Annotated in this window: 21 protein-coding genes and 1 pseudogene; 11 read left to right on the top strand and 11 right to left on the bottom strand. The window is 71.9% G+C overall.

All coding sequences use genetic code 11. The features are described from left to right. The first annotated feature begins 73 nt into the window (after positions 1-73). Together rfbB and rfbD are read left to right on the top strand one after the other, a co-directional pair. Positions 74-1,060, top strand: coding sequence for a dTDP-glucose 4,6-dehydratase (gene rfbB / locus VET29_RS19850; protein WP_324922526.1), 987 nt, complete (start codon positions 74-76; stop codon positions 1,058-1,060). Then, positions 1,060-1,953, top strand: a complete 894-nt coding sequence (gene rfbD / locus VET29_RS19845) for a dTDP-4-dehydrorhamnose reductase (RefSeq protein WP_324922524.1) — start codon at positions 1,060-1,062, stop codon at positions 1,951-1,953. Before rfbB ends, rfbD begins: the two co-directional genes overlap by 1 nt. Before the next feature lie 39 nt (positions 1,954-1,992). Here rfbD and VET29_RS19840 read toward each other — a convergent pair whose 3' ends face one another. Then, positions 1,993-2,547 (bottom strand): helix-turn-helix domain-containing protein, encoded by a 555-nt coding sequence (locus VET29_RS19840; RefSeq protein WP_324922522.1) that lies wholly within the window; start codon positions 2,545-2,547, stop codon positions 1,993-1,995. A gap of 50 nt (positions 2,548-2,597) precedes the next feature. On the opposite strand from VET29_RS19840, the gene VET29_RS19835 reads away from it, so the two are divergent. Both VET29_RS19835 and VET29_RS19830 read left to right on the top strand, forming a co-directional pair. Then, the gene (locus tag VET29_RS19835; RefSeq protein ID WP_324922520.1) at positions 2,598-3,236 is read left to right on the top strand and encodes an FMN-dependent NADH-azoreductase; all 639 of its coding nucleotides are present in this window, start codon (positions 2,598-2,600) and stop codon (positions 3,234-3,236) included. Then, positions 3,233-3,547, top strand: a complete 315-nt coding sequence (locus tag VET29_RS19830) for a multidrug efflux SMR transporter (RefSeq protein ID WP_324922518.1) — start codon at positions 3,233-3,235, stop codon at positions 3,545-3,547. Before VET29_RS19835 ends, VET29_RS19830 begins: the two co-directional genes overlap by 4 nt. Before the next feature lie 13 nt (positions 3,548-3,560). Here VET29_RS19830 and VET29_RS19825 read toward each other — a convergent pair whose 3' ends face one another. The 3 genes and pseudogenes from VET29_RS19825 to VET29_RS19815 all read right to left on the bottom strand — a co-directional run. Beyond that, the gene (locus VET29_RS19825) at positions 3,561-4,640 is read right to left on the bottom strand and encodes a glycosyltransferase family 1 protein (RefSeq protein ID WP_324922516.1); all 1,080 of its coding nucleotides are present in this window, start codon (positions 4,638-4,640) and stop codon (positions 3,561-3,563) included. Then, a complete protein-coding gene (locus VET29_RS19820; protein ID WP_324922513.1) occupies positions 4,633-7,140 on the bottom strand; it encodes a glycosyltransferase in 2,508 nt (835 codons plus the stop codon). The genes VET29_RS19825 and VET29_RS19820 overlap by 8 nt, the downstream gene beginning before the upstream one ends. A 482-nt stretch (positions 7,141-7,622) precedes the next feature. Then, positions 7,623-8,375, bottom strand: a pseudogene (locus tag VET29_RS19815) (glycosyltransferase family 2 protein); the annotation flags it as partial. Between the two features lie 36 nt (positions 8,376-8,411). Between VET29_RS19815 and VET29_RS19810 the strand changes: the two are divergent. The 3 genes from VET29_RS19810 (at position 8,412) to VET29_RS19800 (ending at position 11,641) form a co-directional block, all read left to right on the top strand. Next, positions 8,412-9,542, top strand: coding sequence for a glycosyltransferase family 1 protein (locus VET29_RS19810; protein ID WP_324922511.1), 1,131 nt, complete (start codon positions 8,412-8,414; stop codon positions 9,540-9,542). 68 nt (positions 9,543-9,610) lie between these two features. Next, positions 9,611-10,759: a glycosyltransferase family 1 protein gene (locus VET29_RS19805; RefSeq protein ID WP_324922508.1), complete on the top strand. Its 1,149-nt coding sequence runs from the start codon at positions 9,611-9,613 to the stop codon at positions 10,757-10,759. 12 nt (positions 10,760-10,771) lie between these two features. Further along, a complete protein-coding gene (locus tag VET29_RS19800; RefSeq protein ID WP_324922504.1) occupies positions 10,772-11,641 on the top strand; it encodes a glycosyltransferase family 2 protein in 870 nt (289 codons plus the stop codon). 247 nt (positions 11,642-11,888) lie between these two features. Here VET29_RS19800 and VET29_RS19795 read toward each other — a convergent pair whose 3' ends face one another. Beyond that, a complete protein-coding gene (locus VET29_RS19795; protein ID WP_324922500.1) occupies positions 11,889-12,290 on the bottom strand; it encodes a hypothetical protein in 402 nt (133 codons plus the stop codon). Positions 12,291-12,437: 147 nt separating this feature from the next. After that, positions 12,438-12,899 (bottom strand): adenylyltransferase/cytidyltransferase family protein, encoded by a 462-nt coding sequence (locus tag VET29_RS19790; protein WP_324922497.1) that lies wholly within the window; start codon positions 12,897-12,899, stop codon positions 12,438-12,440. A 60-nt stretch (positions 12,900-12,959) separates the two neighbouring features. Here VET29_RS19790 and VET29_RS19785 point away from each other — a divergent pair, with 60 nt between their 5' ends. After that, positions 12,960-13,868: a DNA-3-methyladenine glycosylase 2 family protein gene (locus VET29_RS19785; protein WP_324922495.1), complete on the top strand. Its 909-nt coding sequence runs from the start codon at positions 12,960-12,962 to the stop codon at positions 13,866-13,868. Between the two features lie 53 nt (positions 13,869-13,921). After that, positions 13,922-14,347 carry a nitroreductase family deazaflavin-dependent oxidoreductase gene (locus VET29_RS19780; protein WP_324922491.1) on the top strand — a complete coding sequence of 142 codons (426 nt, stop codon included), beginning with the start codon at positions 13,922-13,924 and terminating at the stop codon, positions 14,345-14,347. A gap of 4 nt (positions 14,348-14,351) precedes the next feature. Here VET29_RS19780 and VET29_RS19775 read toward each other — a convergent pair whose 3' ends face one another. From VET29_RS19775 to VET29_RS19760, 4 genes are all read right to left on the bottom strand, one after another. Next, entirely contained in the window at positions 14,352-14,888 is a 537-nt protein-coding gene (locus VET29_RS19775; RefSeq protein WP_324922657.1) for an NUDIX hydrolase, read from the bottom strand. Continuing rightward, complete coding sequence (locus VET29_RS19770) at positions 14,885-16,030, bottom strand: coenzyme F420-0:L-glutamate ligase (protein ID WP_324922489.1); 1,146 nt, start codon at positions 16,028-16,030, stop codon at positions 14,885-14,887. Before VET29_RS19770 ends, VET29_RS19775 begins: the two co-directional genes overlap by 4 nt. An 82-nt stretch (positions 16,031-16,112) precedes the next feature. Further along, the gene (gene cofD, locus VET29_RS19765; RefSeq protein ID WP_324922487.1) at positions 16,113-17,075 is read right to left on the bottom strand and encodes a 2-phospho-L-lactate transferase; all 963 of its coding nucleotides are present in this window, start codon (positions 17,073-17,075) and stop codon (positions 16,113-16,115) included. Between the two features lie 14 nt (positions 17,076-17,089). After that, positions 17,090-17,863 (bottom strand): site-2 protease family protein, encoded by a 774-nt coding sequence (locus tag VET29_RS19760; RefSeq protein ID WP_324922485.1) that lies wholly within the window; start codon positions 17,861-17,863, stop codon positions 17,090-17,092. A 240-nt stretch (positions 17,864-18,103) separates the two neighbouring features. On the opposite strand from VET29_RS19760, the gene VET29_RS19755 reads away from it, so the two are divergent. Both VET29_RS19755 and VET29_RS19750 read left to right on the top strand, forming a co-directional pair. Further along, on the top strand, positions 18,104-18,436 hold the full coding sequence (locus tag VET29_RS19755) for a WhiB family transcriptional regulator (RefSeq protein ID WP_324922483.1): 333 nt from the start codon (positions 18,104-18,106) through the stop codon (positions 18,434-18,436). A 98-nt stretch (positions 18,437-18,534) separates the two neighbouring features. Continuing rightward, positions 18,535-21,981: a glycosyltransferase gene (locus tag VET29_RS19750; protein ID WP_324922481.1), complete on the top strand. Its 3,447-nt coding sequence runs from the start codon at positions 18,535-18,537 to the stop codon at positions 21,979-21,981. Between the two features lie 206 nt (positions 21,982-22,187). Here the strand turns inward: VET29_RS19750 and VET29_RS19745 are convergent, their stop codons facing one another. Beyond that, positions 22,188-22,661 carry a metallopeptidase family protein gene (locus VET29_RS19745; protein WP_324922479.1) on the bottom strand — a complete coding sequence of 158 codons (474 nt, stop codon included), beginning with the start codon at positions 22,659-22,661 and terminating at the stop codon, positions 22,188-22,190. Positions 22,662-22,710 lie beyond the last annotated feature (49 nt).

The raw sequence follows: 22,710 nt of genomic DNA, 5'->3' as shown, positions 1-22,710 counted from the left end.
CGGGGTGTTGTTACAAGCTTAGGACGCAACAGCAGCCGTCCGGGGTTCACTCCCGGTGAGGAATGGGAGCTTTATGCGTGTGCTCGTCACCGGCGGTGCCGGGTTCATCGGATCGCACTACGTCCGTAAGGCACTGGGTGGTGCCTACGCGTCACTCGCCGATGCCGAGATCGTGGTGCTCGACAAGCTGACCTACGCCGGCAACGAGGCCAACCTGGCGTCGGTGAAGGACGAACAGCGACTGCGGTTCGTCCAGGGCGACATCTGCGATCCGAACACGGTCTCACAGGTCATGGCCGGGGTCGACCTGGTCGTGCACTTCGCCGCCGAGTCGCACGTCGACCGCTCGATCATGGGCGCGGCCGACTTCGTGATGACCAACGTCGTCGGCACGCAGACCTTGTTGCAGGGCGCGGTGGACGCGGGCGTCTCGAAGTTCGTGCACGTGTCGACCGACGAAGTGTACGGGTCGATCGAGTCGGGCTCGTGGCCGGAGACCCACCCACTGGAACCGAACTCGCCGTACTCGGCGTCGAAGGCGTCCTCGGACCTGCTGGCGCGGTCGTTCTTCCGGACGCACGGGCTGCCGGTGTGCATCACGCGGTGCTCGAACAACTATGGGCCGTACCAGTTCCCGGAGAAGGTCATCCCGCTGTTCGTCACGAACCTGATGGACGGCAAGAAGGTCCCGCTGTACGGCGACGGCATGAACGTGCGTGACTGGCTGCACGTCGACGACCACTGCCACGGGATCCAGCTGGTCGCGGAGTCCGGTCGGCCCGGCGAGGTCTACAACATCGGCGGTGGCACCGAGCTGACGAACCTCGAGCTGACCGAGCGGCTGCTCGCGGGGTTCGGGGTCGGCGACGAGATGGTGGAGCGGGTCGAGGACCGCAAGGCACACGACCGCCGCTACTCCGTCGACATCACGAAGATCGCGAACGAGCTGGGCTACCGGCCGCTGGTGTCGTTCGACGAGGGCCTGGCCGGCACGATCGAGTGGTACCGGTCGAACCGGTCGTGGTGGGAGCCGCTCAAGGATCGCGCGAAGCTGGGCTGATGCTGTCGATTCTGGTACCCGGGGGGCACGGCCAGCTGGGCCGCGAGCTTGCCGAGCGCGCTTCGGTCGTGCGTGCCCCCGGCTCGGCTGAGCTGGACATCACGAACGCGGGCGCGGTGATCGAGGCCGTGTCGACGCTGGCGGAGTCCGCGGCGGGCGATGGCCACTCGCCGGTGGTCGTCAATTCCGCCGCGTACAACGCCGTGGACGCGGCGGAAACCGATGCGACCCGGGCGTACGCGGTGAACGCGGACGGCCCCCGACTGCTGGCGGCGGCCTGCGCGGCGGCGAACGTGCCGCTCGTGCACGTGTCGACGGACTACGTGTTCCCCGGCGACGGCGACCGTCCATATGAGACGGACGATCCCGTGCGGCCGCGATCCGCCTACGGGACAACGAAAGCGGCGGGCGAGGATGCCGTGCTGGGGTCCGGCGCGCGTGCGTGGGTGGTGCGCACGGCCTGGGTGTACGGGGCCTTCGGCGGCAACTTCGTGAAGACGATGGCCCGCCTGGCGGCAACGCGCGACACGGTGTCCGTTGTGGACGACCAGCGCGGATCCCCTACGTGGACGGGTGATCTGGCGGACGGGTTGCTGGCGCTGGCATCCTCGGTCGCGTCGGGGGACGGGCCGACCTCGCGCATCCTGCACTGCGCGGGCGGCGGCGAGACGACGTGGTTCGGGTTCGCTCAGGCGGTTTTCGAGGAGCTGGGGCTGGATCCGGCGCGCGTGCACCCCTGTACGACGGCGGAGTTTCCCCGGCCGGCGCCTAGGCCCGCGTACTCCGTGCTGTCCGACCGGGCGTGGCGCGAGGCGGGTTTGCCGCCGATGCGGCCGTGGCGGGAGGCGCTGGCAACGGCGTTCGCCGAACACGGCGAGCACTTCCGCGCCTAGGCGTCGTTCCGTGGGTTCATCTCGTGGATCCGGTGCGCCTCATGGGCGTCCACCGCGTTCGGCGAGCACCCCCGCCGCGAGCCCGGCCAGGGCCGAACGCTGCCGTTCGAGATCGATTCCCAGCGCCCGCTGGTGCGCGAACACGTCCGGCGCCAGCGGGGCCAGCAGCAGGTCCACGAGTGCGTCCGGGTCGGGCACGTCCAGCAGCGAGCGCACGTGTGCCCGCCAGAACCCGTACGCCCCGGTCGCGAACCGGGACGCGCCGACCTCCGTGCCCAGCACCAGGTGCACATGCCTGTCGAGCAGCGTGAGCATGGCGCCGTAGAACGCGGTCAGCCGTTCCACCGGTGAAGCCCCGGGGCCGAGCGGCGGCGGGCCGCTGAGCAGCCGTTCCTGGAGTGCCCGCTCGTGCGAGTCGAGCAGAGCCACCGCGATCGACGCCCGGTCGGGGAACCGCCGGTAGAGCGTGCCGCGTCCGACGCCGGCCGCCTTGGCGATGTCGTCCATGGTCACGTCGCCGGCGCCGCGGGTGGCGAACAGGTGCTCGGCGGCGGCCAGCACCTTCTCCTGGTTCCGTGCGGCGTCCGCTCTCATGGCGCCCAGCCTAGGGAATAACCGGACATCGTGCCCAGTTGTAACTGGACATGATGTCCACTTTGCTGCACCTCGACGCCAGCGCCCGCCCGGGCTCCTTCTCCCGCGGGCTGTCGGCCCGCTTCGCCGCCGTCTGGCGGGCCGTCCACCCGGACGGCCGCTACCTGTACCGCGACCTCGCCGCCGACCCCGTGCCGTTCGTCACCGAGGGCTGGACGTCGCTGTGCGACGCCGTCCTGGCCGCGGGGATCACCGACGGGTTCGGCGAGGTGGTCACCACCTCCGCCCAGCGCGAGGCGTGGGCGGTCGTGGAACCGCTGCTCGCCGAGCTGACGGCGGCGGACACCGTGCTGATCGGCACGCCGATGTACAACTTCTCGGTGCCGGCCGCGCTCAAGGCGTGGCTGGACCAGGTGACGTTCCCACGCATGTCGTTGCGCGGCAGGCGGTTCGTGGTGGCCGGCGCCCGCGGCGGGACGTACCGGCCCGGCACCCCGCGTGCGCCGTTCGACCACGAGGAGCGCTACCTGCGGGACTTCTTCGCCGGCCACTTCGACGTCGAGGACGTGGTGTTCGTGCACGCCGAGCTGACGAACGCGCTGGTCGACCCGCGGCTGGCCGACCGACTCGACGCCCACGAGGCGTCGCTGGCCGCGGCGCTGGAGCGGCTCGCGGAGCTGGCGAGGTGAGCTGGCTGATCCTGGTGACGGCGGGACTGGTGGAGGTCGCGTGGGCGCAGAGCATCCGGCCGACCGAGAACTTCACCCGCCCGCTGCCGACCCTCGTGTGCCTGGTCCTGTGCGTGGCGGCGGTGTACCTGCTGTCACTGGCGATGAACACCCTGCCGGTCGGCACGGCGTACGCGGTGTTCACGGGAATCGGCGCCGTGGGGGCGATCGTGCTGGGCGTCCTCGTCTACCACGACCCGCTGACGCTCGGCCGGGTTGCCGCGCTGGCACTGATCGTGGGCGGCGTGGCGCTGGCCAGGGTCACCGGTTGAGTGACCGGCTGGGTCAGGCCATCGCGCGGCGGTAGGCCTCCACCGTCAGCTCAGCCGTGCGGCGCCAGGTGAAGCCGGCCGCGTACGTGCGGCGGGCGGCGAGCGTGGGGGCGTCGACGGTCGTGGCCAGGGCCTCGGTCAGGGCCGCGCCCATCGCCTCCACCTCGCCGAACGGCACCAGTGTCGCGTGGCCGCCGGCGACCTCGCGCAGGGCCGGCAGGTCCGAGCACACCACCGGCACGTCGCATGCGAGGGCTTCCAGTACCGGCAGGCCGAAACCCTCGTCGCGGGAAGGCAGTACCAGTGCCGACGCGCCGGCCACCACGCTCCGCAGGTCCACATCGGACAGATAGCCGATCGACTTCACCGAGTCGTCGTTTCCACTGTGGCCGGGGCCCGCCAGTACCAGCGGCGGCAGGTCCGGTGTGTTGGCGTGCGCCTTCAGCAGCCAGTCCAGCGCCTTGCGCGGGCCGGCCGCGCCGACGAACAGCAGGTACTCCTTCGGCAGGCCCACCCGCCGTCGCAACGCCTCGCTCGGGGGCCGGGCCGTGAACCATGCCAGGTCGATCCCCAGCGGGGTCACGAAGATCTTCTCCGTCGGCAGGCCGAGGCGATCGGCCACCACGTCCGCCACCGCTCTCGTCGGCGTGCACACGATGTCCGCGCGCTCCGCCGAGCGGGCCACCAGCTCCGGCAGCTGCTCGTCCGACGGCGGCAGGTCGCTCGGCGAGTCCAGGAACGCCAGGTCGTGGATCGTCAGCACGCCCGCCGCGCGGATCGACGGTGGCAGCACGAAGTTGGTGCCGTGCACGACGTCGGTGAAGCCGGCGAACAGCTCGATCGGCGGGAACGGCGCGCGTAGCCAACAGCGCCGCAGCAGGCGTGCGGACACCGGCATGCCGCGGGACCTCGTGCCGTGCGGCAGCACTCGGCGTAGCTTTCGCCAGCCCCGCAACGTGAACGCCACCGCGCGGATGTCCACCTCGGACATCGACGCCAGCTCCTCGGCCAGTGCCGCGGTGTACCGGCCGATCCCGGTTCGTGCGCCCAGCAACGGAGTTCCGTCCAGCAATACCCTCGTCCTGCTAGCCATCCTGCTGGCCTTTCCTTGTCTGCCAGCGTTCCGCGGCCAGTCTGCGTACTCTTCCCGCGGCCCGCTTCGTCAGCTCCGCGGGGCCGCCGGCGTCCAGGTAGGACTTCATCAGGTCCAGGTCCCGGCGGAGCGTGCCCGACATGCCGAGCGGCGGCCTGCGGACCAGCGGCGCCGTGCCGGGCAGGCGGTCGGCGGCCGGGGACGGGTTGCGGCAGAACGAGACCAGCGGGGCCAGTGCGGTCTCCCACGTGAAACGCTCGCGCACGACCGCGATCCGCTCGCGTGCCGCCGCCGCGAACTCCTGCTCGTACAACACGTTCTCCAGTGCGTCGGCCAGCCGGTCCGGGTCCTCCGGCGGCACCACCACGCCAAGACCCTCGGTGCGCACCAGGTCGGCGAACGAGTCGCCGTCCGTGGTCACGATCGGCAGCCCGGTCCACAGGTAGTCCAGCACCCTGGTGCGGAACGCGAACGTCGTCTCCACGTGCTCGTAGTGCGTCGTGACGCCGCAGTCCGACTCCAGCAGCCAGTTCTGCCGCTCCGCGTACGGCACCCAGGTCTCGTTGAAGAACACGTGCCGGTTCGTCAGGCCGAGCTGCTCGGACAGCGCCCGTGTCCGCGCCCCGATGTCCATCTCGGGCACCTCGGGGTTCGGGTGCTTCATGCCGAGGAAGACCAGCCGCGCGTTGTCGTACTTGCGGCGCAGGCGATCCACCGCGTGCAGCAGCGTCAGCGGGTCGAACCAGCTGTACACGCCGCCGGCCCAGATGATCACCTTGTCCGTGTTGGCCACCAGCCGGCCGCGCAGCGGTGAGCCGGTCTTCTGCGGCGGCTTGCCTGGCAGGCCGAACGGCGCGACCGCCAGCAGTGACTTGACCGTCGGATCGTTGTCGTACAGGGAAGGCGTCAGCCGGCCCAGTGCGGTCAGGTGGCCGAGCCAGAAGTGCCGCTGCCGCTCGGACGCGCACAGGAAGAAGTCGCCGCGGTCCAGCTGCGCGTTCAGTACCTTCGTGACGCCGATCAGGTCCAGCTCGCGCTGCTCGTCGGTCTCGTCCTTGCCCTGCTCCAACAACTCCAGGTGCATCGGGTCGTACATGTCGCAGACCACGATCTTGGTGGAGCTCGCCTTCTTCAGCTCCGGCACCAGTTCCAGCGCGTGTCCCTGCAGGACGATGACGTCCGCCCAGTCGACGTGCGGGGTCAGCTCGCGCTGCCTCGCCTTCGCGACGGTGAACGGTGCCTCCGGCGGCGCGCACAGGGGGTTCACGGTGACCAGCCGGACCTCGTGCTCGGCGGCGAGCACGTCGGCCATGTTCCACGCGCGGATCGCGGGGCCGGCCATGCGCTCGGTCAGCGCGTCGCCGGTCAGCACGAGGATCCTGCGGCGTGCGCCGAACGCCTCCTCCAGGCCGAACACGTCGACCAGCACGTCGTGCGCGGCGAGGTAGCGGGGCAGCGGGTAGGCGGGCTCCATCGCCTTGCGCATCAGCGGGATCAGGTCCGCGTCGGTGCGCACCCTGGCCTGCTGCTCGACCTCGCGGGAGGCGGCGAGCCGCGGCAGCAGCTCGACGAACTGGTCGATGGCGAGGATCCCGGCGAGCGTCGTGCGTGGGATGTCCACGGTGGGCCCGGTGTCCGGCCGGCCGATCTCCAGCTGCTTCGGGTCGAGGTCGCCGCGGGCGGTGGCCCTGCGGACGGCCAGCGCGAGCGCCGCGGGGAGCGCCTTCGCGAGCGTGGCGTCCGAGACGTTCTTGTACAGGGCGGCCAGCGCGTTGCGTTCCAGCAGGAACAGCTCCTTCGCGTTGTCCGCGCCGTCCACCTTGGCGATCGAGGCGTGGTGGCGGTGGTAGGCGACCGAGCGTGGCTCGTACCGGACGCGCCAGCCGCGGAGGTTCAGCCGCCAGCCGAGGTCGACGTCCTCGTAGAACATGAAGAAGCGCTCGTCGAACCCGCCGAGCGCCTTGAACACGTCCGTCCGGACGAACATGGCCGAGCCGGTCGCGAAGAGGACGTCGCGGGCCTGCTCGTGGGTGCCGTCGTCGGGCTGGCCGGCGTGGCGCTTGTAGCCCATGCCGAACCAGGTGAGGCCAGCGTCGACGAAGTCGATGTTGTGGCCGTCCCAGTCGAGCACCTTGCTGGCGACGGCGCCGACGGTCGGCTCCGTCCGCAGGACCTCGACGGCCGAGGTGACCCAGTCCGCGCCGGGCCGGGCGTCGTTGTTGAGGAAGGCGAGGACGGTGCCGGTCGCGTGCTGGACGCCGAGGTTGCACCCGCCGGCGAAGCCGAGGTTGACGGGCGACTCGACGACGTCGAACCCCGCCGCCCTGATCCTCTCGGCGCCGCCGTCACCCGACGCGTTGTCCACACAGACCAGTTCGAGCCGGTCAGCGGGGTAGTCGAGCTGCTCGCGCAGCGCGCGCAGGCAGGTGACGGTGTCGTCGGCGCCGCGGTAGTTCACCACGACGACCGAGACGACGGGACACAGCGCCGGATCGGGCACACGCGCTCCTCGGGGTTCGTGCGGTAGTTCAAGACTGCACCATCACACCATGTGACGGCCGGTCAACTGGGCGAGTTCGTCGATCTTGACCGACGCCACACCACCGTCCGGGGGACGTTCGCCACCCGGGAGATGGTTCTCCGCTCACGGAGAAGGGGGCCGAGCGTGCGAAGAAGCTCGCGGAGCACCTGAAGGCGTAGGCCAGTGCTGAAGTTCCAGGGAACCGCGGGCTGCCCCACCGAACTCGAACGAAAGTCCCTCTCGCCCGTCCGGGGGCCCCCCGGTTTCCACGTTACCGGGAGCCACCGACGGTTTCGGGGTCGCGGACGTCCACCGGCAACAGGTTCACCCACCGAACCCGAGCGAAAGTCCCTTTCGCGCGCCGGGGGCCCCCCGGTTTCCACGCTAGCGGAGGGCACCGACAATTCCGGACCGGCCGGCGACGGGTTGGGGACAGGGGCGGGTTGGCGCTGGTTGAGAGCGCGGCGGAGGGGGAGCAGGGCGGTGATCGCGGCGAACCTCGTCACCTCGCGGGCGGCCGTCGCCGCCGGGGCGCAGCGGATGAGCATGGCCAGGCGGTTCCGTTCGTTCCACAGGTGGAACTGGCGGGACCCAGGACGGGTGCTGGCGCCGTGCCGGTGCGTCACGACCGCGTCCGGCACCGACACGACCGTGCGGCCGGTCAACCGCAGCCGCCACGCGGTGTCGGTGTCCTCGTAGTAGCAGAAGAAGCGGGCCGGCACACCGCCCGCCTCCCGCAGCGCCGCAGTCCGCAGGAGTGCCGCGCCGCCGCAGAAGCCGAACGGTGGCGCGGCCGCCGAGGTCAGGTCCACGCCGTGGCCGTCGGCGGTCAGGCCGACGCCCACCGAGATCACCGAGCCGTCCAGGCCCACCATCCGCGACGCCGCCGCTGCCGCCTCCTCGTGCTGGTCGAGCGCTTCCTCCAGCCGCGCCAGCCAGTCCGGGGCGGGCTCGGCGTCGTCGTTCAGCCAGGCCGTGAACTCCGTGTCCACCGCCACCTCGGCGAGGGCGCCCGCGTAGCCGGCGTTGACCGGCAGGCGCCGCACCGAAGGCGCGGACGGGTGCCGGGCGAGGATCTCGGCGGTCCCGTCGTCCGACGCGTTGTCGATCACCACCAGGCGATGCGGCCGGGTCTGGGTCGCCACCGCGTCCAGGCAGGCGCCGACGTGGCCCTTGCCCCGCCACGTGACGACCACGATGGTGCTGCGTGTCAACGGGGCGGTCACGGTGCGAAACCGTACCCTGAGGCCGTGCCAGAGCTCGTCGTGCTCACCGAGCAGCTCCTCGCGCCCGTTCCCGGAGGGACCGGGCGCTACACCCGCGAGCTGCTCCCCGCGATGGCGGCCGCGGCCCCGCCCGGGTGGACCGTGGCCGGGGTGACGGCCACGCACCGTGATCTTCAGCCCGCCGTCGTGGCCGACGTCGCCGGACCCCGCGCCCTGCCGCTGCCCCGCCGCGGGCTCACCGCGCTCTGGGAGCACGGCGTGCACTTCTGGCCCGGTGGCGACGCCGTCCACGCGCCGACCCCGTTCGCCCCGCCCGCGCCCAAGCGGGGCCGCTGCCTGGTCGTCACCGTGCACGACACGGTCCCGTTCACCCACCCCGAGACCCTCACCCGCCGCGGCGCCGCCTGGCACCAGACGGCCATCCGGCGCGCGACCGCCCGCGCCAACGCGGTCGTCGTGCCGACCGTCGCCGTCGCGGAGGAGCTCCAGAAGTACGCCCCGGGCCCGGCGCCCATCGCGGTCGTCCCGCACGGTGTGCCGGACCTGTTCCGCCAGCCCATGGACCCGAACGAGGCCGCGCTGCGGACCGGCCGGCTGCGGCTCCCCGAGACCTACGTCCTCGCCGTCGGCACGGTCGAGCCACGCAAGGGCCTCGACGTGCTGGTCCGCGCCATGGCCAGGCGGCATGCGCCGGACCTGCCGCTCGTGGTCGCCGGCCCGCGCGGATGGGGCGGCGTCGACCTGGTCGAGCTGGCCGCCGAGCACGGCTTCCCGGCCGGGCGGCTGCACGTCCTCGGCCGCATCGACGACGAGAACCTGTCCGCGGTGCTGCGGCGCGCGGCGGTCCTGGCGGTGCCCAGCCGCGCGGAGGGCTTCGGCCTGCCGGTGCTGGAGGCCATGGCCGTCGGCACGCCGGTCGTGCACTCCGACGTCCCGTCGCTGGTGGAGGTCGCCGGCGGCACCGGCCTGATCGTCCCCCGCGGCGACGCCGACACCCTGGCGCACGCGCTGCACGAGGCGGTGAGCGAGTCGGCCACGACGGCCGAGCGGGTCGCGCAGGGCAGGCTGCGGGCCGCGCAGTTCAGCTGGGAGCACGCCGCGAGCGAACTCTGGCGTCTGCACGTGCGGTTTTTCGACCTGGCCAACACCCGCTGAACAACAGGTCGGTCAGTTTTTCACCCAGTCGTGATAGCGCACGGTGGTGAAGTCGTAGTCTGCTACTCGTGCCAGAACCTCGTGTCCTGATCGACGCTACCGCCGTGCCGGCGGACCGGGGCGGCGTCGGCCGGTACGTGGACTCCCTCGTGTACGCCCTCGACTCGGACGGTGCGCCGATCACCGTCGTGTGCCAGCCACGCGACGTGGACTTATACGGGCGGCTGGCGCCGCACTCCCGCATAGTCTCGACGTCGGACTCGAACGCGACCCGCACGGCGAGGCTGACCTGGGAGCAGACCACGTTGCCGAGGCTGGTCCGCCGCCTCGGCGTGGACGTGCTGCACTCGCCGCACTACACGACCCCACTGGCGAACCCTGCGGCGTCGGTGGTCACCCTGCACGACGCGACGTTCTTCACCGACGCCGTTCTGCACCACTCGATCAAGGCCAGGTTCTTCCGCGCCTGGACCAGAACCGCGCTGGTCAGGGCCTCCCTGTGCGTGGTGCCGTCGGCGGCCACGGCCGCCGAGCTGGCACGGGTGACCGGCACGAGCCCGACGCGCCTGGAGATCATCCAGCACGGCGTGGACAACGACCGGTTCCACCTGCCGACCCACGAGGAGGTCTCGGCCGCCCGCAGGCTGGTGGGACTCGGCCCGGACACCCCGTATGTGGCGTTCCTGGGGGCGCTGGAGCCCCGCAAGAACGTGCCGGCGCTGATCAGGGGCTTCGCGGCGGCGTGCCGCGGCCGGGAGAACCCGCCGGCGCTGGTGCTGGCCGGCCAGCCGGGCTGGGACCGCCAGGTCGAGCGCGCCTTGGACGACGTGCCCCACCGCCTGCGGGTCATCAGAGCCGGCTACCTCCCGTTCGAGTCCCTGGCGGGCTTCCTGGGCGGTTCCGCGCTCGTGGCGTACCCGTCGCTCGGCGAGGGCTTCGGTCTGCCGGTCCTGGAGGCCATGGCGTGTGGCGCGTGCGTGCTGACCACCCGCCGCCTGGCCCTGCCGGAGGTGGGCGGCGACGCCGTCGCGTACTGCGGCGTCGGCGCGGGCGACATCGCGGCGGCCCTGGTAGACCTGCTGGACGACCCCGCGTCGCGGTCCAGCCTGGCGGCCGCGGCACAGCGCCGCGCCAAGGAGTTCTCCTGGCTCACGAGCGCGGAGGCACACCGGGCGGCGTACGACAAGGCCTACCGGGCGCACCGGCGGCGACGCTGACGGGCAGAATGCTTGGCTGTGGAATATGGCCAGGAGTTGGCGGTAGTCATCGTGACGTACTCGCCGGGCGAGACGCTCGAGCGGTGCCTGGACACACTGGAGAAGGCCACGTCACGGTCGTACACGGTGGTCCTGGCCGACAACGGGTCGGTCGACGGGGCGCCGGAGAAGGCGGCTGAGCGGCCGAACGTGACCTTGCTGCACACCGGCGGCAACCTCGGCTACGGCACGGCGGCGAACCGCGGCGTGGCGACGCTGGGGGACGAGTACGGCTGGATCGTGGTGGCCAACCCCGACCTCGAGCTGGGCCCGGGATCCCTGGACACGTTGCTGGCGGCGGCGGAACGCTGGCCCCGCGGCGGCGCGTTCGGCCCCCTGATCCGCGAGCCGTCCGGCGCGGTGTACCCGTCGGCGCGCCTGACCCCGTCCCTCGGCAAGGGAATCGGCCACGCCGTGGTCGGCCGCGTATGGCGCGAGAACCCGTGGACGAAGGCATACAAGCAGTCCGAGACGTCGGTGGAGGAACGCGAGGCGGGCTGGCTCTCGGGCTCCTGCCTGTTGATGCGACGCGCGGCCTTCGACTCGGTCGACGGGTTCGACTCGCGGTACTTCATGTACTTCGAGGACGTGGACCTCGGCGACCGGCTGGCCAGAGCGGGCTGGCTGAACGTGTACGTGCCCTCGGCGGAGGTCGTCCACATCCAGGGCCACTCGACGGCACGGTCGTCGGACCGAATGCTGGCCGCACACCACGAGAGCGCCTACCGGTACATCGCGGACCGCCACCAGGGCCTGAAGTGGGCTCCGGTACGTGCCGGCATCAAGGCAGGCCTGGCAATGAGGCTGAAGGCGGAGACGCGAAAGAAGCCCGACGAGGAGTGAACGAAGGCCTGGAACGGGGAAAGCGAGCCAGAAAAGCAACAACTGGTTAGACCACCAACCACGCGGACCAGGCAACCGGAGCCACCGCAACCGAGAACCACCGCGACCGAGAACCACCGCAACCCCGAACCCCTGCAACCACAATCGGCCTCAAGCCAAGAGAACAACCCACCCCATTTGCCAACCCCTCCACACACCCCGCCCCCGGCCCCACCCGGCCCCCCGGGAACCGCAGCAGCCCGAAAGCTCAGCCTTCGAGACGGCGCGAAAGAGACTCCCCAGCAGGCGGCTCCTTCAACGTGGGAACCAACCCGTCCACATACTCGGGCTCAGCCGCACGAGCCGCGGCCTGCGCCGCCAACATACTCTGGTGCTGCTCCAACCGCCGCATCCGCGACCGTGGCCCCGGATGCGGCACCGCCACGACATCCGTCAGAGCCTCCTGCGCGATGGCGGGCAACTCGTCCCGAGACACGGCGGGCACGACCATCGTCTTCTCGGCGTCGTCCGCCGCCGCCACCACGGCACGCGGAATCTGCAGGGTGCTCGCCGCGTCCATCGGCGATACGGCGCTCTCCGGAGTCACCACGAAGGCGCCTCGCGCACGGGCCCGGGCCAGGATGGCGTCGGCCCGATCACGGGGGTCCATGCGTCGACCTCTCCCTAGTCCGCGTCGTAGATAGATGGAGACCAGGGTATTCCTTTATTGGCTCCACGTCAGCGAAGAACCGGGAAATCACACCTGGGCACGGTGATCTTCTGTCACCGAGGAGGTGACAGGTGACAAAGGGTGGTCCTACTTGGCCTCGAGGTCCGCCATGATGCGTGTGCTGGAGTCGGCCTTGTCCGTGCCGCCGATGCCGTACAGCAGCGTGATCTCGTTGCGCTGGGCCGCCGCCAGCTCGTCCGCCGGCAGGTCGTCGACGTTCTTGCGGTCGCCGCCGTTGCAGAACTCCAGCACCGTGTCCGGGTACGCGGCCCGGATGACGTCGAACGACTCGCTGATCCCGGGGCCGTCCTCGACCGCGACGTACACGTCGTCCACGCACCGCAGCGCGCGGACGATCCTGGCCCGGATCTCCTCGACCTGGATGACCCGGCCCTTCTTCAGCATCTGCTGCCGGTCGTTGTTGACGATGACGATCAGGTACCCGGACCGCTCCGCGGCGGCCTCGAACATGTCGAGGTGACCGTGGTGGAGGGGGTTGAAGTACCCGCTCACGATCGAGGCCCTGGCCGGTCGCGCGGGGGTCGTCATCGTCGAACTCCTTCCCTGGGTCAACAAGTCAAGCAGCATAACGGGGTAGCGTCATCCCCCGTGCGGGCATCTCCACAGCGCGACTGGCGGCCGGACTACGCGCTGGACCTGCGTTCGGTGCTCGCCCCGCTGTGGCACGGGACCGGCGACCCCACCATCCGCGTCACCGGGACAGGTCTGACCTGGCTGGTCGCCAACACCCAACAGGGCGTGGGCACCCTGGCGCTGCGTGTGGCCGGCGGCGAGGTCCGGGCCTCCGCCTGGGGCGACGGCGCGCAGGTCCTGCTGGACGGCGTCCCCCGGCTTCTCGGCGCCGATGACGACGACACCGGCTTCGAGCCCCGGCACCAGCTGATCAGGGACCTGCACCGGCGCATGTCGCTACGGCTCGGGGCCACCGGGCGGGTCTGGGACCAGCTGGTCGCGGCCGTGCTCGAACAGAAGGTGACCGGCTACGAGGCGCACCGCTCGTGGCGTGAGCTGTGCCGGCGGTTCGGCACCCCCGCGCCGGGGCCGGCGCCGGCGGGCATGTGCGCGGCGCCGACGCCGGACGCGGTCCTGGGCATCCGGGACTGGGAGTGGCACAAAGCGGGGGTGGACCTGGCAAGACGCAAGGCGATCGTGCATGCCGCGCAGGTCGCCCACCGGCTGGAGAAGGCCGTGGAGCTGCGTGGCCGGGCGGGCCGTGACCTGCTGCGCAAGGTTCCCGGCATCGGGTTCTGGACCGCCGCGGAGATCGCCCAGCGCGCCTGGGGCGACCCGGACGCGGTCAGCGTCGGCGACTTCCACATCCCGGGCCTGGTCGGGTACGCGCTGCTGGGCCGCAAGGTCGACGACAACGGCATGCTGGAGGTGCTGGCCCCGTACGCGCCGCACCGCCACCGCGTGGTCCGCTACATCGAGGCCGGCGGCCCTGGCAAGCCCCGCTACGGCCCGCGCTACGCCGCCCGCGACTACCGGGACCTGTGACGCCGGGAACTGCGCCGGGAATGCGGCCCGATCCGCCGATGTTGATCGTGGACATGCCTGATGTAGAGCTGAGCCCGACCGAATGGGTGCAGGACCAGACCAAGCAGATCCTCGAGACCGGGACCACCGAGGGCATCCTCGTGCGCGGCAGGCCGATCGTGCTGCTGACGCTGCGTGGCGCGAAGAGCGGCCTGCTCCGCTACACCCCGGTCATGCGGGTGGAGCACGAGGGCCGGTACGCCGTCGTCGCCTCCAAGGGCGGCGCCCCGGAGCACCCCACCTGGTACCACAACATCAAGGCGCACCCCGAGTTCTCGCTGCAGGACGGGACCGTGACGAAGGACTACGTCGCCCGCGAGGTGGACGGCGACGAGCGGGCGCAATGGTGGGAGCGCGCCGTCGCGACCTTCCCCTCCTACGCCGAGTACCAGACGAAGACCGACCGCCAGATCCCCGTGTTCGTGCTGGAGCCGAAGTAGCGCGCTAGCGGGCGGCCGCCAGCATCTCCGAGAGACCCGTCCAGCCGTTCGGGTGCTCGGGGGGCGCGTCCACCGGCCACCACCGCAGGTCCAGGGACTCCGCGCTGCGCACCGGGTCCGCGCCGGCTGGGGCGCGGACCACGAAACGCACGTCGAAGTGCCTGGTCGGCACGCCCAGCGAGCACGTGATCGGGTGGACGTCCACATGCACCGGCTCCGGGGCGATCGTCAGGCCCTCGATGCCGGACTCCTCCGTCGCCTCACGCAGCGCCGCGCCCGCCAGCGTCGCGTCCGAGGGCTCACAGTGGCCACCCAGCTGTAGCCACGCGCCGACGCGTGGGTGCAGCGTCAGCAGCACCTCCGAGCCGGACGCCGACAGCACCACCGCCGATGCCGTGATGTGCCCGGGCTCACACGACCGCTGGCACGCGTCCGGACGGGCGGCCAGGAAGCCCAGGAACGCCTCGCGCAGCGAGCGCTGCGCAGGCGTGGACGGCCGCCACCGGGCGAGCGTCGCGTACGTGTCCTCGTGCAGGGTCACCACGTCTCCAGGCGCTCCTCGACGGCCTCGCCGGGCCGCGGCGGCGACGCCGGGTGACCGACCGCCACGGCGCCCACCAGCTCCGGCAGCCCGGACGCCGGCACCCAGTGCGTCCCCAGTCCCTCGGCGGCCAGTGCCACCAGCAGCCGCTGCACGGCCCCGCCCGCCGCGAACAGGTCCGTCGCGAACACCAGCAGGACCTCCGGGGCCGCGTACAGCTCCTCCACCGCCAGGTCGTCCAGCACACCCTTGCGACGCGTCCGGTCGGCCAGGTGGACGACCCGAACCGGCACCGGGCCCAGCACGGCGACCGCCTGCCGCAGCGACTCCTCGGCGACCGGCTCCTCGGTGAACGACCGGACCGGCACCGGCGGCAGTGCCGCGTCCCGGCGGCCGAGCGCGATCGCCTCCTCCGTGCCGAGGCGGAACAGGTCCTCGTCCACCGGGCGGACCAGGTCCCGCGCCCGCGAGTCGGAGTCGCCGATCGCCAGCCCGCGGACCACCGCCACCGGCGTCGCGCCCAGCTTGCCCTTCACCAGGTCCGCGGCACCGGCCACCTCGTCGGCCACCGCGATCTCCGTCACCGTCAGCTCGTTGCCGTACCGGTCGATCTCGCCGCGGTAGCCGTGCAGCACCCGCAGGCCCGACGAGCCGATCGCCACGTCCGTCTGCCCGACCCGCCAGGCGCGGCCCATCGTGTCGGTGACGACCACCGCCACCTCGACGCCCAGCCGGTCCCGCAGGCCCCACCGCAGCGCCATCGCCGACGCGTCCGGGTCGGCCGGCAGCAGCGCCAGCTCGTCGCCGGCCACGTTCGACGCGTCGACGCCCGAGGCCGCCTGCACGATGCCGAGGTGGTTCTCCGTGATCAGCGTCCGCATGCGGCGGGCGATGATCCGCACCGACTCGTCGAACACCAGTCGCCGGCGGATCCGGTCGCGCTCCTCGGGATCGGCCGGCACGCGGACGAGCCGGCCTTCCACTTTGGACACGACCTTGCTCGTGACCACCACGATGTCACCCGATCGCAACCAGCGGGCGGCGTCGGCGATGGCGCCGGAAAGATCGTCACCGGGCCGGAACTCGGGAAGTCCCTCGACCGGCAGGATCTCGATCCTGCCCTCGGCGGAGTGATCACTCACGACCGCGCCTCGCTCTCTCCTCGCAGGCTCCGAGAGAGCGGTCGCCGGTCGTGGTGCCCATGGTTCGCTCCGCGAGCTCCGCTCACGAGACGACTCCCGCGACATCGAACGCTTCCCGAACCATCGCGGCCGTGGCGTCCACATCGGACATCAGCAGCGGCACCGCGCGCACCGCCACGTCCGGCACCGACGCCGGGTCGCCGGTGTGCACGAGCCAGCCGTCCAGCAGGCCCTCCGCCGAGGCCCGCGAGCCGTAGTGCCGCCCGACGGCCTCGGCGGTCGTCGCCACGCCGATCGCGGTCAGGCACGCGTCGGCCATGCCGCGCACCGGCTTGTCGTTCACGATCGGGGAAACACCGACGATCTTCGCGTCGGCCTTGACCAGCGCGGTCCGCAGGCCCGGCACCGCCAGGATCGTGCCGACGCTCACCACCGGGTTGGACGGCGCGACCAGGATCACGTCCGCCGACGCGATGACGTCGAGCACACCCGGTCCTGGCGTGGCCTCCTCGGCGCCGACCGGCACGATGGAGTGCGCCGGCAGCGCGGCCCGGTGCCTGATCCACCACTCCTGGAAGTGCACGGCCGCACGCTCGCCGGTGTCCGGGTCGTCGATCACCACGTGCGTCTCGACCCGGTCGTCGCTCATCGGCAGCAGCGTGACCCCGGGCTGCCATCGCGCGCACAGGGCCTCGGTGACCTGCGACAACGGGTATCCGGCACGGAGCATGCGGGTCCGGACCAGATGCGTCGCGATGTCCTTGTCGCCGAGCCCGAACCACTCCGAGCCGGCGTCGTAGGCGGCCAGCTCGTCCTTCACCGTCCACGTCTCGCCGGTCCGGCCCCACCCGCGTTCGGTGTCGATGCCGCCGCCGAGCGTGTACATGCAGGTGTCCAGGTCCGGGCAGATCCGCAGGCCGTGCAGCCACACGTCGTCACCGGTGTTCACGATCGCCGTGATCTCGTGCCCCGGCCCGAGCGCGTGCTTCACCCCCTGGAGGAACCGCGCGCCACCGACCCCGCCAACCAGCACCACAACCTTCACCAGACCATGGTGCACTAACGCCAGAACTGGAACGCCGTCGAGCCCCAGCCCGCGAACTCGCCGTTGCCACCGATGGTGTCGTAGATGTTGAAGGAGACGTCGCTGAACGCGCGGCCGACCTGCGGGATGGCGAAGATGGCCACGAAGAGGATCAGCGGCGCCCACGGCCGCGCCTTCGCGCCGAACCGCTGTGCCTCCGGCGAGAGCCACGGCTCGATCGCGCCCCAGCCGTCGAGGCCGGGGATCGGCAGGATGTTCAACACGAACGCGAAGATCTGCAGCAGCGCGAGGTACGACAGCGCGGACGCGAGCCAGAAGGTCGGGTCGAACAGCGAGACCGACAGCATCAGCAGGAAACCGAGCAGCAGGTTGAAGAACGGACCCGCGAGCGACACCATCGACTCGACCCGCTTGTTGCGCAGCGAGTAGTGGTTGATGAACACCGCGCCGCCCGGCAGCGGAATCCCGCCCACCGCCAAGATCAGCAATGGGAACACCAGGCTGAAGACGGGATCGGTGTACTTGCGCGGGTCGAGGGTGAGGTAACCCTTGAAGTAGACCTCGCGGTCCCCGCCCCGGTACGCGACGATCGCGTGGCCGAACTCGTGCAGGCACAGCGACACGCCCCAACCGGCGAGCACCAACAGGAACGTGCCGGCCATGGCCGCCACGTCGGGCATCTCGAAGTACGGGACGGCGTCGCTGAACACGGTGATGACCCCGCCACCGACGGCGACGGCGAGCATGGCGAGGAACACGGGCGACGGCCGGACCGCTGATCTCTGCACGCACACAGTGTGTCAACGTTGGCTGTGTGCTCGCCGTGCGGGTGCGTCATTTTCCTGATATTGCGCGGTCCCGTCCAGGTATTTCGTTCTGCCCCATAGGGCATCACCCAGCCGGGTGCATCGCTTGACGCGCCGCGACTACACGGGTGTAATCACATCGATGTCATTCGCCACGAGTGGAGTAGTGGTGGGTGGTGTCCGCCAACCCGGGGAGCGCGAAAGGCGAGGAGGCGGACGGGCATGCAGGGAATCGAACTGAACGATCTGACCAGTGGGAGTGGTGGCGTCGTGGAGTGGGGGGAGCGCCCGTTCGGGGAGTTCGGCGTGCTCGCTGAGCTTCTCGACGAAACCGAGGAGCAGGAGTGGCAGGAGCGTGCCCTGTGCGCGCAGACCGACCCCGAGGCGTTCTTCCCGGAGAAGGGCGGCTCGACCAGGGAGGCGAAGCGAATCTGCCAGGGCTGTGAGGTCCGGGCGGAGTGCCTCGAGTACGCACTCGGGCACGACGAGCGCTTCGGCATCTGGGGCGGCCTGTCCGAGAGGGAGCGGCGCAAGCTGAAGAAACGCGCGGGGTGAGGCACGCGGGAGCGCGGCGATTGAGCCGGCCACCGGCCGGCTGAGGTGCGCGGCGACCCATTCCACACTGTTCGAGCCGTACGTGGCATCTTGTGCGAATGCCTCGCTACGGCTCTCGAGGGGCCGCCCCGGTACTGCGCACCGCGCCAGTGCTCGCGGTGCTCGTGTGCCATGACGGCGAGGAGTGGCTGCCGGAGGCGCTGGCCGCGTTACGGCGGTCCGCGCCGAGGCCTCGGCACGTGCTCGCCGTCGACACCGGTTCCACCGACGACACGCCGGGGCTGCTGAGCGACGCCGCGCGTGGCGAGGACCGCGTGCTCGACGGCGTGCTCACCCTCGAACGGGACACCGGGTTCGCGGCCGCCGTCCAGGAGGCGGTGTCCGCGGCCATCGAGCGCTGGGGCGATCCCGGCGGCTGGATCTGGGTGCTGCACGACGACTGCGCGCCCGGCCCCGAGTGCCTCGCCACGTTGCTGTCGGCGGCCGACGCGTCGCCGTCGGCCGGCGTGCTCGGCCCGTTCGCGCTGGACTGGGACGACTCCCGGCTCGTGGTCGAGGCCGGGCTGTCCACGGACGCCTCGGGGCACCGGCAGACCGGGCTCGGGCCGTCCGAAGTGGACTGGTCGCGGCTCGGGCGGGACTACGAGCAGAGCACCGAGGTGCTCGCCGTGCCGTCGGCGGGGATGCTGGTGCGGCGCGAGCTGTGGGAGAAGCTCGGCGGTTTCGACCCCGCGATCACGTTGCTGCGTGAGGACATCGACTTCGGCTGGCGCGCGAACCGGTCGGGCAGCGTGGTGCTGTCCGTGCCGGCGGCCCGGATGCGCCACGCGCGTGCGGTGGTCACCCGCCAGCGCCAGGTCGACGCGCCACGCGCGTCCACGGCGTCGGTCGAGCGTGCGCAGGGCATGCGCACGTTCCTGGTGAACTGCGCGCTGCTGTCCTTTGTGGTCGGTGTGCCGCGGCTCGTGCTGCTCTCACTCGTGCGCGCGTTCGGCTTCGGCATGCAGCGCCGGCTCGTCGAGGCCCGCGCCGAGCTCAGCGCGGTGGCGTATCTGATGAGCGGTCGCGCCGGACTGCTGGAGGGGCGGACACTGCGCCGCGCCAGCGTCGAGGTCCGCGGCGTGCGTGGGCTGTTCACCTCCCGGCTCACCCGGCTGCGCAACGGGGTCCGCGCGGCGGTCGCCCACATCGTGCGGCGGAGGTTACAGGCCGACGCGGCGCTGGGCCGGCTGCCGGATGCGCTCGTCGTCCCGTCGTCGGGGCTCGTGGCCGAGCTCGCCGGGGAGGTCCGGCTGCCGGTCGGGCCCACCGCGCTGCCGGCCGGCGCCCACGGCCGGCCGCGGCGGCCGGCCGGCCTGCGACAGCCGGCGACGTCGGTGGCCGTGGCGCTCGCCGTGCCGGACGCCGTGCCGCCGCAGGGACTGCGGCCGTCGCCGCACCGCAGGCCGTCGCCGGTGCCGCGGGACGGGTCCGCGCCGTCGTCCCCGGCGGAGCTGATGGTCGTGGCGGTGGACCGGGCCCGGCTCGCGCGGCAGGTCTTCCTCGCGCCGCCGGTGCTGCTGTTCCTGGGGCTGCTCGCGGTCGCGCTGTACGTCAACGCCGGACGGCTCGGGTTCGACCTCACCGGCGGCCGGCTGCTGCCCGTGCCCGACCTGGTGACCGTGTGGTCGTCGTACCTAGAGACGTGGCACCCGGTGGCCGGCGGAACGGCCGCGCCCGCGCCGGCCGCGCTCGCGATCGTCGGCGGGCTGGGTGCGGTACTCGGCGGGCCGCAGGCGGCCGTGGCGGTGTTGCTGCTGGGGAGCATGCCGCTGTCCGGGCTGCTGGCGTACGTGGCGACGCGGCGGCTGCCCGTGCACCGGTGGGTGCGGGCACTCGTGGCCGCCGCGTACGCGCTGCTGCCGCCCGCGACAGCGGCCGTCGCGCAGGGGCGGCTGGACACGGTGGTCGCGCACCTGCTCGTGCCACCGGTGACCACGGGCATCATCGCGCTGCTGGGCAGGTCGCGGACGACCTCGGCGGCATGGCTGTCGACGGCGGCGTCGTCGGCGTTCGGGCTGGCCGTGATCGGGGCGTTCTCGCCGCTGGTGCACCTGCTGCTGGTGGCGTACGCGCTGGCCGGTTTCGTGGTGCTGCCGGGCTACCGGGGGACCGGCGGGCGGCGGGTGGCGGCGCTGTTCGTGGTGGTGCTGATGCCGCTGGCGCTGCTGCTGCCGTGGCCCGCGGTGCTGATCCAGCATCCGGGTGTGGTGCTCCACGGGGTGGGCGCGTACGTGCCGACGCCCGCCGCGTCGCTGTTCGACCTGGTGTCGCTCGATCCCGGCGGCCCGGGCGCCTGGCCGGTGGTCGGGTTGGTGGTCGTCGGGTTCGCGCTGGTCGCCATCGCCGTACGGCCGAGGCGGACGGCGTTCCCCGGGCTCGCCCTCGCGGTGACCGGCGGGTGCGCGGTCGCGCTGGTACGGCTGATGGGTGCGACGCCGATCACGGGCGCGCTGCCGATGTACGGCTGGGCAGGCCCCGGGCTGGTGCTGGGCGGTTGGGGGCTGCTGCACGCGCTGCTGGGCGTGTGCCGGACGGGTGGGCCGGCGATCTCGTGGGTGCGCCCGGCGGCGGCGCTCGGGGTGCTCGGCGTGCTGGGGCTGGCGCTCGGCGCCCTGGTCGCGGGCCGCACGGGCCCCCTGACCAACGACGTCCCACACCTCGCGACAACCCTGTCTCGCGAACTGGCGGACTCGGGCCGATGGGTCCTGATCCTCCCGTCACCCCAGCTCGCGAAGCGAGCGAGCGGGGTGTCGGCCGAGCGGTCTGGCGGGCAGCCGGGCGAGGGGTCTGGCGGGGAGTCGGGCGAGGGGTCTGGCGGGGAGTCGGCTGAGCCGAGGATGACCGCCGGCCGGCTGCCCACGTTCGGCGACGACGACCTGGCCCCGGTGAACGACGCCGTGAGCATGCGCGCACTGGCGGACGTGCTGCGCTCGGACCCGAAGGCGGGAGTCGCGCAGGCGGCGTCGGCGGGCGTGCTGTTCGTGGTGGTACCGACGCGTGCCGAGGCGGCGTCACTGCGGGCGTCGGCAGGCGACCTGGTGGCGGACGCGCCGCCGACCTCCGACGGCCGCCCTGTGCTGCGCCTGCAACCGGCCGCGGGAGCGGTGACGCTGCTGTCCCCCGAACAGGCCAGGCGAGCGGTGACCGGCGGCGAGCCGTCGGTCGAGCTGGGCACCGGCGGGATCGTCCCGGTCGAGGCGTCACCACCGTCCGTGGCGGTCCGGGTGTCGGACGGACCGTCCGGCCGCCTCCTGGTGATCGCCGCGGAGGAGGAACCAGGCTGGACAGCGACGATCGACGGTCAACAGGTCCCGATCGTCCGCGCCTGGAACCACCTGGTAGCGGTGTCCCTACCAACGCGCGCGGCAAACGTCCAGGTCGACCAGCCCACGGCCCTACGCAGCGTCCTACTCCTCACCCAGGCCGCAATGGTCCTCTTCATCGCCCTGACCGCCATCCCAACCCGCCGCCCACACCCCCGCGAGTCCCGCATTCACCCATAGCGAGTCCCGTGTTCATGCACACCGCGAGTCCCGCGTTCATGCACATCGAGTCCCGTGTTCGCGCACACCGAGTTGCGGTTTCGTGCACACGCCCCGCCCCCCGGGCCATGATCTGCACGAACCCACGGTTCGGTATGCACGAACCCACAGTTCGCTATGTCCGAACGCGGGACTCAGTGTGTCTGAACGCGGGACTCGCGGAAGGGTCAGGTGTCGCCGTCGATGATGTTGGGGTCTACGCCCAGGTAGTTGGCCACCTGGTCGACCAGGACGTGGTGGACGAGGTCCGCCAGGTCGGCTCCGTCGCGGGCGCGGGCCTCCAGTGGGCGGCGGAACAGGACGATCCGTGCCTTCGTCGGCAGTCCGCGGCGGTCCATGCCCGCCGGAACCAGCCGCGCCAGCGGCACTCCGGCGTCCGTGAGGGTGCCTTCCGTCGCGATCGTGTCGTCGTCGCCGCGGACGTCGGGGACGTCGTCGACGGCGACGTCCAGCTTCGTCAGCTCCGTGCGCCAGCGGGCCTCGATCGGCTCCAGTGCGGCCAGCACGAGCGCGTCGAACCGCTCCGCGCGGGTCGACGCGGCCGGCAGGGTCGACGGGTACAGCGACCCGCGCAGCCCACGGCCGTGGCGGTCCCGGTTGGGGCGCCGCCGGCGCGAGAGTCGGCCACGTGTCGAGGTCACAGACCTGAGGGTATCGAGCGCCGACACGACCACGGTGTGGCGAGGGGCT

The sequence above is a fragment of the Actinophytocola sp. genome (assembly GCF_035634895.1).
GTDB lineage: Bacteria > Actinomycetota > Actinomycetes > Mycobacteriales > Pseudonocardiaceae > Actinophytocola.
Note: the sequence above shows the minus strand (reverse complement) of the source record. Positions and strands in the feature narration are given on the sequence as shown.